The 8,206-nt window shown below is 68.1% G+C and carries 9 protein-coding genes; 3 read left to right on the top strand and 6 right to left on the bottom strand.

Features of this window, described 5'->3' with window-relative positions; translation table 11 throughout:
* A partial coding sequence (locus Q0581_RS05375) for a ribonucleotide reductase N-terminal alpha domain-containing protein (RefSeq protein WP_298698308.1) occupies nucleotides 1-968 on the bottom strand: 968 nt, incomplete at its 3' end.
* A 341-nt stretch (nucleotides 969-1,309) separates the two neighbouring features.
* On the opposite strand from Q0581_RS05375, the gene Q0581_RS05370 reads away from it, so the two are divergent.
* Nucleotides 1,310-2,026, top strand: coding sequence for a phosphatase PAP2 family protein (locus Q0581_RS05370; protein WP_298698305.1), 717 nt, complete (start codon nucleotides 1,310-1,312; stop codon nucleotides 2,024-2,026).
* Here Q0581_RS05370 and Q0581_RS05365 read toward each other — a convergent pair.
* Together Q0581_RS05365 and Q0581_RS05360 are read right to left on the bottom strand one after the other, a co-directional pair.
* Entirely contained in the window at nucleotides 2,005-2,805 is an 801-nt protein-coding gene (locus Q0581_RS05365) for a metallophosphoesterase (RefSeq protein ID WP_298698303.1), read from the bottom strand. The two genes, Q0581_RS05370 and Q0581_RS05365, sit on opposite strands and share 22 nt — an antisense overlap.
* 66 nt (nucleotides 2,806-2,871) lie before the next feature.
* Nucleotides 2,872-3,648 (bottom strand): hypothetical protein, encoded by a 777-nt coding sequence (locus Q0581_RS05360; RefSeq protein ID WP_298698301.1) that lies wholly within the window; start codon nucleotides 3,646-3,648, stop codon nucleotides 2,872-2,874.
* A 257-nt stretch (nucleotides 3,649-3,905) separates the two neighbouring features.
* Here Q0581_RS05360 and Q0581_RS05355 point away from each other — a divergent pair, with 257 nt between their 5' ends.
* Complete coding sequence (locus Q0581_RS05355; protein WP_298698299.1) at nucleotides 3,906-4,958, top strand: ribonucleotide-diphosphate reductase subunit beta; 1,053 nt, start codon at nucleotides 3,906-3,908, stop codon at nucleotides 4,956-4,958.
* Between the two features lie 13 nt (nucleotides 4,959-4,971).
* Here Q0581_RS05355 and Q0581_RS05350 read toward each other — a convergent pair whose 3' ends face one another.
* Nucleotides 4,972-5,460 (bottom strand): cell wall hydrolase, encoded by a 489-nt coding sequence (locus tag Q0581_RS05350; protein ID WP_298698297.1) that lies wholly within the window; start codon nucleotides 5,458-5,460, stop codon nucleotides 4,972-4,974.
* A 127-nt stretch (nucleotides 5,461-5,587) separates the two neighbouring features.
* Between Q0581_RS05350 and Q0581_RS05345 the strand changes: the two genes are divergently transcribed.
* Nucleotides 5,588-5,851 (top strand): hypothetical protein, encoded by a 264-nt coding sequence (locus Q0581_RS05345; RefSeq protein WP_298698295.1) that lies wholly within the window; start codon nucleotides 5,588-5,590, stop codon nucleotides 5,849-5,851.
* Between the two features lie 3 nt (nucleotides 5,852-5,854).
* Here the strand turns inward: Q0581_RS05345 and Q0581_RS05340 are convergent, their stop codons facing one another.
* Both Q0581_RS05340 and Q0581_RS05335 read right to left on the bottom strand, forming a co-directional pair.
* A complete protein-coding gene (locus Q0581_RS05340) occupies nucleotides 5,855-7,297 on the bottom strand; it encodes a HAMP domain-containing sensor histidine kinase (protein WP_298698293.1) in 1,443 nt (480 codons plus the stop codon).
* Entirely contained in the window at nucleotides 7,294-8,040 is a 747-nt protein-coding gene (locus Q0581_RS05335; RefSeq protein WP_298698291.1) for a TVP38/TMEM64 family protein, read from the bottom strand. Before Q0581_RS05335 ends, Q0581_RS05340 begins: the two co-directional genes overlap by 4 nt.
* Nucleotides 8,041-8,206: the final 166 nt, after the last annotated feature.

Genomic DNA, 8,206 nt, shown 5'->3' with positions numbered 1-8,206 from the left:
GACAGGCAGCAGACGGCGGTGCGGTCGATGCCCAGGTGGTCGCGGCCGGTGTGCAGCATGATCTCGGCGCACAGGTTCGACTGTTTGACCGACAGGCCCAGCTCACGTTGGTGCGGGGCCAGCTGGCGGTTCACCGTGTCCGAGAAGACGATATACGGCTCGCCCGTCTGCATGCGGATGTCCAGGATCTTGGTCCACAGGCTGCGGGCATCGACCGTCTTCATGACCGCGCCGGTCTTGGGCGAGATCAGATCGAAGGTCCGGCCGTCGCGCACCGCCTCCATGAAGGCGTCGGTGATGTTGATGCCGTGGTGCAGGTTCAGCGACTTGCGGTTGAAGTCGCCCGACGGCTTGCGGATCTCCAGGAACTCCTCGATCTCCGGGTGGTGGATGTCCAGATAGACGGCCGCCGAGCCGCGACGCAGCGACCCCTGCGAGATCGCCAGGGTCAGGCTGTCCATCACGCGGATGAAGGGGATGATGCCGCTGGTCTGGCCCGCGCCCTTGACCTTTTCGCCGATGGAGCGGACGCCGCCCCAATAGGTGCCGATACCGCCGCCGTTGGACGCCAAGGCGACGTTCTCGTTCCACACCGACTGGATGCCATCCAAACTGTCGCCCACGGCGTTCAGGAAGCAGCTGATCGGCAGGCCGCGGTCGGCGCCGCCGTTCGACAGCACCGGGGTGGCCGGCATGAACCACAGGCGGGACATGTAGTCATAGACGCGCTGGGCGTGATCCGCGTCGTCCGAAAAGGCGGTGGCGACGCGCGCGAACATGTCCTGATAGGACTCGCCCGGCAGCAGATAGCGGTCTTCCAGCGTCTTCTTGCCGAATTCGGTCAACAGGGCGTCGCGCGAACGGTCCACACGGATCGACGGCACAAGGCTGAGGTGCGGGCGCTCGCCCGTTTCCGGGGCCTCAACCGCTTGGATTTCAACAGCCTTCAACGCTTCGCCGCCCGCCATGACTCGCCCCGGATGCTTGTGGATAACGCCAGATGTTGTGTGGACAACATCATTAGAACGCTAAATGTGGTTCATGATTGGTTACTGGCCAAGCCCTCAAATTTTCAAAACACGCCAACTTCGCGGGTGACATTTCGATCTGGCCTGTTCCAGGGGCGATTCGATCCGGCCACAATTCCGCCTCCGTCAGGCAGGGCCTGGATTTCGGGTTTTGTGACAGTCCCCATCATTTTTTCCGCCTGTGGAAAGTCACGTCGGCAATGGGGAACGCGGGCGCCAGCTTGGCCGTTAGCGCCCGGATGAGTGTTGTCGCCGCCCCCTCCCGCCTTCGCCGGCTTCTGATGCTGGCGCGCACCGAGATCGCGCCTCTGAGCGCCTTTCTGATCCTGGCCCTGGGCGCCCTGGGCTTCATCGAACTGGCCGACGACATGACCGAGGCCGACGGCCGCGCCTTCGACCAGGCGGTGCTGCACTGGCTGCAGCCGACGCCGGGCCATCCGCGCGGGGCCTGGTGGCTGCATGAGGCGGCGGCCGACCTGACGTCCCTGGGCGGGATCGCGGTGCTGACCCTGTTCGCCCTGGCGGCCATCGGCTTCCTGCTGATGCAGCGCAAGCGGCTGTCGGCCCTGCTGCTGGTGCTGGGTCTGGCCGGGGGCGTGGCCTTAAGCGAAGGGCTGAAGGCGGTGTTCGAGCGCGAGCGGCCGCCCGTCGCCTATCAGGCGGTCGAGACGCTGAACGCCAGCTTCCCCTCGGGCCACGCTCTTCTGGCCACGGTCTTCTATCTGACGGCTGCGGTGATGCTGGCGCGGGCGTTTCCGCGCCGGCGGCTGAAGATCTACGCCCTGTGCGTGGGCGCGACCCTGGCGCTGCTGGTCGGGCTGACGCGGGTCTATCTGGGCGCCCACTGGATGACGGATGTGCTGGCCGGCTGGTGCGTCGGCGCCGCCTGGGCCATGGCCCTGTGGCTGATCTCGCATGCGGCCGAGCGGTGGCAGCGCGGGCGGGGCGCGGCCCTGCAGGACGGCCTTGATCCCGATCAGACCTCAAACACCCGATAGGGCGTGTCGCCCAGGGTGCGCAGCACGGGCAGGGCGACGTTATAGACCGGCACGCCCCGGTTGGTGACGCCCGTCGGCGCGCCGCGGTGGGCGTGGCCGTGCACCACCAGCTTGACGTTCTCATAGCGGTCGATGGTTTCGGCCAGGCGCGACGACCCCAGGAAGGCGTGGATTTCCGGCGGCTCGCCCACGACGGTGTCGACCACCGGCGCATAGTGCAGCAGCACCACCGAACGCTCTGTCCGCAGCGACCGGATCGAGGTCTCGATCTGGTTGGCGTCCTCGACCGCCTCCTGAACGAAGGTCTTGACCGCCGTCTCCCCGAAGGCGCTGAGCATGTAGCGGCCGAAGCCGCCGACGAAGCCCTTGCCGCCGCCGAAGCCGACGCCCTGAATCTCATAGGCGCGGCCATCGGTGATCATCTGGACCCCCGCTTCCTCCAGCAGGGCCTGCACCACCTCGGGCTGGCCGCACTCATGCTCGTGATTGCCCATGACGCCGACGATGGGGATGGTGCAGGCGCGGATGTCCTCGACCAGAATCTCGACCTCGCGGGTCTTGCCGAAATTGACCAGGTCGCCGCACAGGCAAAGCACGTCCGCGTCCTCGCCCACCCGTTCGAACAGGTCGCGATAGGGCCGGCTGGCGGCCTCGTTGACGTGCAGATCCCCGACCGCGGCCACCCGCAGAAGGGTCTTCGGCCCGGCCTCCATGCCCGGCTGGGGGGTCTGGGCCGGCGTCTCGGGCGCGTCATGGGCGACACGGCTCGGATCACTCATCGCTGCGACTCGCGCATGGCGGCGCCCTCAAACAGCGAGGCTCCGCGAGCCGAGCGGTAGGGCCACTCAGTGAACCGGGTCATGGCGCTCCTCCAATCCCTTGCCGACCACGTCGCCAAAGCCCCATTCGGCGACATCGGCGATATAGTCGCGCGGGCTGAACAGCCGCCCGCGACACACCTTGACCCGGGGCGCCGGCAGGTCGACCTGGGCCTGCAGCCGCTCGGTCAGCTCGGTCATGACCCAGGCGGGCACGCGGTCCCGCTCGGTCGGATAAGCGAAACGGAAGTTGAGCAGGTGCGCCATCAGCACCTCCCAATACAGGTCCATCTGATCCAGCAGGCTCTTCCAGTCGATGGCGTCGGACTGCTTCAGGATGACGTGGTTCACGTCGGCGCCGTCATAGCGATAGCGGTCCTGGATGAAGACCTTGGACAGGATCAGGGCCGTCGGCGGGGTGATTGTCACTTCGTGGCCATAGACGCAGATTGCGTCCCGCCCGAACCAGCTGTCATTGACCGCGATGGTCCCGTTCGACATGGCGAAGATGACGTCGAAAAAATAGGCGTCCTTCCAGACCTTGGCGATCCAGCGTTCGTCCTCGACATCGGTGCGGTATCCGCGCGCCTGGAAGAAGGCCAGGATGCGGGGGTAGTCGCCGGGCTTGCAGAAGACGTCCAGATCCTTGGTCGGCCGGCGAATGCCCGTATAGGCGGTAACCGCATAGGTGCCCGACAGCAGGAAGGGGACGCCCGATTCCTTCAGCAGGCCCAGCGCCTCCTCATAGAAGGCGACCGCGTCGGGCGGCGGGCGGAAGCTGGGATCGGAGACGGTTTCGGACACGCGGGGCCACCCTTGCTGGATCAGGGCAAGGCAACGGTTCCTCGGCCGTCGGAGTTCCCCCGCACGCGGGCCGCCCCGCCCGGCCTGCGTCAGGCCCATCCCCCGATTTCTCCCCAGATTTCAGCCTGCGCCTACCAGATGTAGCGGTCGCGGAAAAAGTGATCGCAATATAGCCGCATTTCGGCTTGGCGCCGGGGCGGCGGTCGAGGCATGGTGAACGCCTGTCACCTGGATTCGCGCCGAACGGTCACGCCGCCATGAACGCCCACACCTCGATCATCAAACCCGGCACGCCCGGCCTGCTGACGCCCTCGGCCGCCTACAAGCCGTTCCGCTATCCGTGGGCCTTCGACATGTGGAAGAAGCAGCAGCAGGTCCACTGGATGCCCGAAGAGGTGCCGCTGGGCGAGGACTGCAAGGACTGGGCGGCCAATCTGGACGATGGCGAGCGCAACCTGCTGACCCAGATCTTCCGCTTCTTCACCCAGGCGGACATCGAGGTGCAGGACAACTACATGGAGCGCTACGGTCGGGTGTTCAAACCGACCGAGGTCAAGATGATGCTGGCGGCCTTCGCCAACATGGAGACCATCCACATCGCGGCCTACGCCCTGCTCCTGGAAACCATCGGCATGCCCGAGGCCGAGTTCGGCGCCTTCATGGAATACGAGGCCATGCGGGACAAGCACGACTACATGGGCCAGTTCGGCGTGGATTCCGACGCCGACATCTGCCGGACCCTGGCCATGTTCGGCGGGTTCGCCGAGGGGCTTCAACTGTTCGCCAGCTTCGCCATGCTGATGAATTTCCCGCGCCAGAACAAGATGAAGGGCATGGGCCAGATCGTCAGCTGGTCGGTGCGCGACGAAAGCCTGCACTGCGAAGGCATCATCAAACTGTACCACGCCTTCAACAAGGAAACCGGCGCGGTGACCAAGGCGGTGGCCGACGACATCGTCCAGTGCTGCGAGACCGTGGTTCACATGGAAGACAAATTCATCGACCTGGCCTTCGAGCAGGGGTCGGTGAACGGCATGACGCCCGACGACATCAAGGCCTATATCCGCTTCATCGCCGACTGGCGCCTGCGTCAGCTGGACCTGCCGGAACTGTTCGGCGGCTCGCGCGAGAATCCGCTGCCCTGGCTTCAGGCCCTGCTGTCGGGGGTCGAACACGCCAACTTCTTCGAGGCGCGGGCCACCGAATACTCCAAGGGCGCGACCCAAGGCTCGTGGCACGGCGCCGACGGCGTCTGGGACAGCTTCGACGCCATGCTGAAGAAACGCACCGAGACCCCGGCCGAGGCCTGACGCCCCGCGGACCTCAGTAGGGCGCGCAGGCGGCGCGGTCGCCGGCGTTGCAGGCCTCCACCCGGCGGCGCCACGCGGCCTGATCCCGCTCGTACTGGGCCTGGGCGTTCTGGGACGCGCGCAGGTCGGCCTCATACTGGGCCTGGGCCGTCGCGGCGGCCGAGGCGGCGGCGTGATGCTTGGCCTGGGCCGCCTGGTATTCGGCGGCGGCGGCGCGATCATCCGCCTCGGCCTGATCGTTGCGCGCCGCGATCTCGGCGTTCAGGGCGGCGGTGCGCTCCAGTTCCTCAGGCGTCTGGGACGAATCCGGGGCGCGGTGATAGGTCTCGCCCCGCGCCCGCAGCCAGGCTTCGCGCTCGACCGGATCGGTGGGGGCATAGGGGTCGGGCGCGGCCGACTTGGGCGCGGACTGGCCGCCGACGGGCGGCGTGGTCTGGACGCCGGCCAGGACCGGCGTGGCCGCGATCGCGGCCAGGGCGACAAGAACGGTGAAACGCGGCATCGGAAATCTCCCGGCTGTATGGCTTCGCTTGAGCGCCCTGATCGGCGCCGGAGTCAACGCCTTTCCCCGGCAAAGGTTGTGAACCCGGCTTTACGGCGGCGCGGCTTTTGCCGATCATCGCCCCATCATGATGCTGAACACCTCCATCGGCGCCTTTCCCGTCCCGCCCGAAGTGGCCGTGCGCCTGCCCAAGGTGCCCAGCCTGCCCGATCCCCGCGCGCCCGACGCCAAGCGCCAGACCGACGAGTTCCGCGACTGGCTGGAAGCGGCGCCGCATCATCTGGTGGACTATGAGCGTCTGCGCCGCTGGCAGATGGTCCAGAACGAACTGGCCGTGAAGGCCCAGGCCGAGGGCCGCGAATTCGTCGTCAGCGAAGACGGCCTGGAATAGCCGCTAGACCGGCAGCTTCAGCTCGAACACCGCCCCGTCCGGCCCGGTCTGGGCCAGGCGCAGTTCGCCGCCATGACCGGCCGCCAGCTCGCGCGAGATGGCCAGGCCCAGGCCCGTCCCGTCCGAGGCGCGACCGCTGACGAAGGGCTGGAACAGCCGCTCGGCCAGGCGCGGCGGCACGCCCGGCCCGTCGTCGGCGATGCGGACGATGGCGGTGGTTCCCGCGATCTCGGCGGTGACGCGCACCACGCCGCGCCCCTGACGCTCGGGCGGCCGGGCGGCGTCGCCCTCGATGGCCTGGCGGGCGTTGCGCATCAGATTGACCAGGATGCGGTGCAGCTGGTCCGGGTCGGCGCGCACCGCGAACCGGGCCGGCAGCCGCTTGTCCAGCCGCACCCCGGCCGGGTCCAGGCCCGCATCCTCGGCCGCCGTCGTCACCGCGCCGGTCAGGGCGATGCGCGTCGTCTGGGGCGCCGGCTCCTCGCTCTTTCCATAGGCCAGCACATTGCGCGACAGGGCGGCGGCGCGGCCCAGCGCCCGTTCCAGTCGCGGCAGGGCCTGGGCCACCATGGGGTCGTCCGACCCGGCCAGCCGCTCCGACGCCATCTGGGCCGAGGTCAGCATGTTGCGCAGGTCATGGTTGATCTTGGCCACCGCCTCGCCCAGGGCCGCCAGCCGGGCGCGCGAGCGCAGGGCCTGGCGCACCTCGTCCTGCATCCGGGCCAGCTCGCGTTCGACCCGGCCGATCTCGTCATTGCGGTCCGACGCCGTTTCGGGCGGGCTTTCTGGATCGGCGGCGAAGCGTTCGATCGAGCGCGTCACCCGCCGCAGCGGCTGGATCACCAGATAGCTGAGGCCCGCGAACAGCAGCCCCCCCGCCGCCGCCGAGATCAGCAGCGACACCAGAAGACTGTTCAGCAGAAAGGCCCGCAGCTCCTGCTTCAGCGGCTGGGCCGGGGTCAGGATCTCGATGAAGTCGCCCGAACGATAGCGCGGCTGGGCCTGCACACGGATCGACCGGTCCGGGTGGCCGACCAGGGTGCGCCAGGGGTCCAGCGCCCGCGCACCGGGATGATCGCGCCGCAGGTCGATGACGTCGGGCGCGCGCGGCAGATTGGGCGCCTGCAGCAGCAGCCGCCGCACGCCCTGTTCGCCCACCACCACGGCCTGGACCCCGCCGATCCGCATCAGTTCGGCGGCCGTGTCGTCCTCGACCGCGCTATAGGGCAGGGCCTCGACCCCGACCGAGGCCAGTTCGGCCGCCTGCAGCCGGTCGCGCAGCCAGCGCTCGTGGAAGGAGGCGGCGCTGGGCAGCAGGATCGACAGCTGCACCGCCAGGGTGAAGACGGCTGTCAGCGCCAGCAGACGCTTGGCCATGCCGTCCGGCGCGCGCGGCCGCCAGCGGTCGGGCCATCGGTCCTTCAGCCGCGCCATCGCCCCGGTCATGCGGCCTCCGGCGCCCGGCGGCGGCGCCACGCCTGCCATAGTTTGATCATCAGCGGCAGCAGCAGCGACAGGAAGGCCACCCCCATCAGCGGCCAGAAGAATTGGCGCACCAGGGTCTCCAGGTCCGGCCGGGCGCCTGTCTGCATCATCTGGCCCAGGCGCGACCCGATCCAGGTGTAGATGGTGGTCGACGGCAACAGGCCCAGGAAGGTCGCGGCGATGTACGGCTTCAGCGGCGCGGCCACCATGCCGGCGGCGGCGTTGATCAGCACGAAGGGCACGCTGGGAATGACGCGCAGAGTGAACAGGGTGACGAAGGCATTGCGGTCGATGCCGCGGGTGATCTTGTCCATCAGCCCGGCGTCCGCCTTGAACTTGGCCCGCAGCCAGGTGCCGATGGCCGAGCGATAGACCATATAGATGGCCACCGACCCCAGGGTGGCGCCGGTCGACTGGGCCAGGGCGCCGACCCACGGGCCGAACATCATCCCGCCCAGCAGCGTCAGGAACACCGGCCCCGGAATGGTCGAGGCGGTGGCGACGGCGTACACCAGCACGAACCCGGCCAGGGCCAGCCAGTAATGCTCGCGCGCATAGGCCTGAAGGTTCAGCCCGTGCTCGCGCAGCATCTCCATCGACAGATAGCGGTTCAGCCCCAGGGCGAAGGCCGCGATCACCAGTCCGACGATGACGGCCAGGGGCAGAAGACGGATCGCCCACTCCTTCGCCGTGCGTTTCGCCATGTCGTGTCGCCTCTGTTTCGGCCATGCGGCGTTGACTCACGCGCGCCGGCCCCTTATACGCCCGCCCTTCCTGCGGCGGACGTTTCGATCCGCTGGACAACTCTTTTTTGTGGAGCCGACCGTGAAGCGGACCTATCAGCCGTCGCGACTCGTGCGCAAGCGCCGT

The sequence above is a fragment of the uncultured Brevundimonas sp. genome (assembly GCF_937863155.1).
Taxonomy (GTDB): domain Bacteria; phylum Pseudomonadota; class Alphaproteobacteria; order Caulobacterales; family Caulobacteraceae; genus Brevundimonas.
This window is presented reverse-complemented; position numbering and strand designations above follow the sequence as displayed.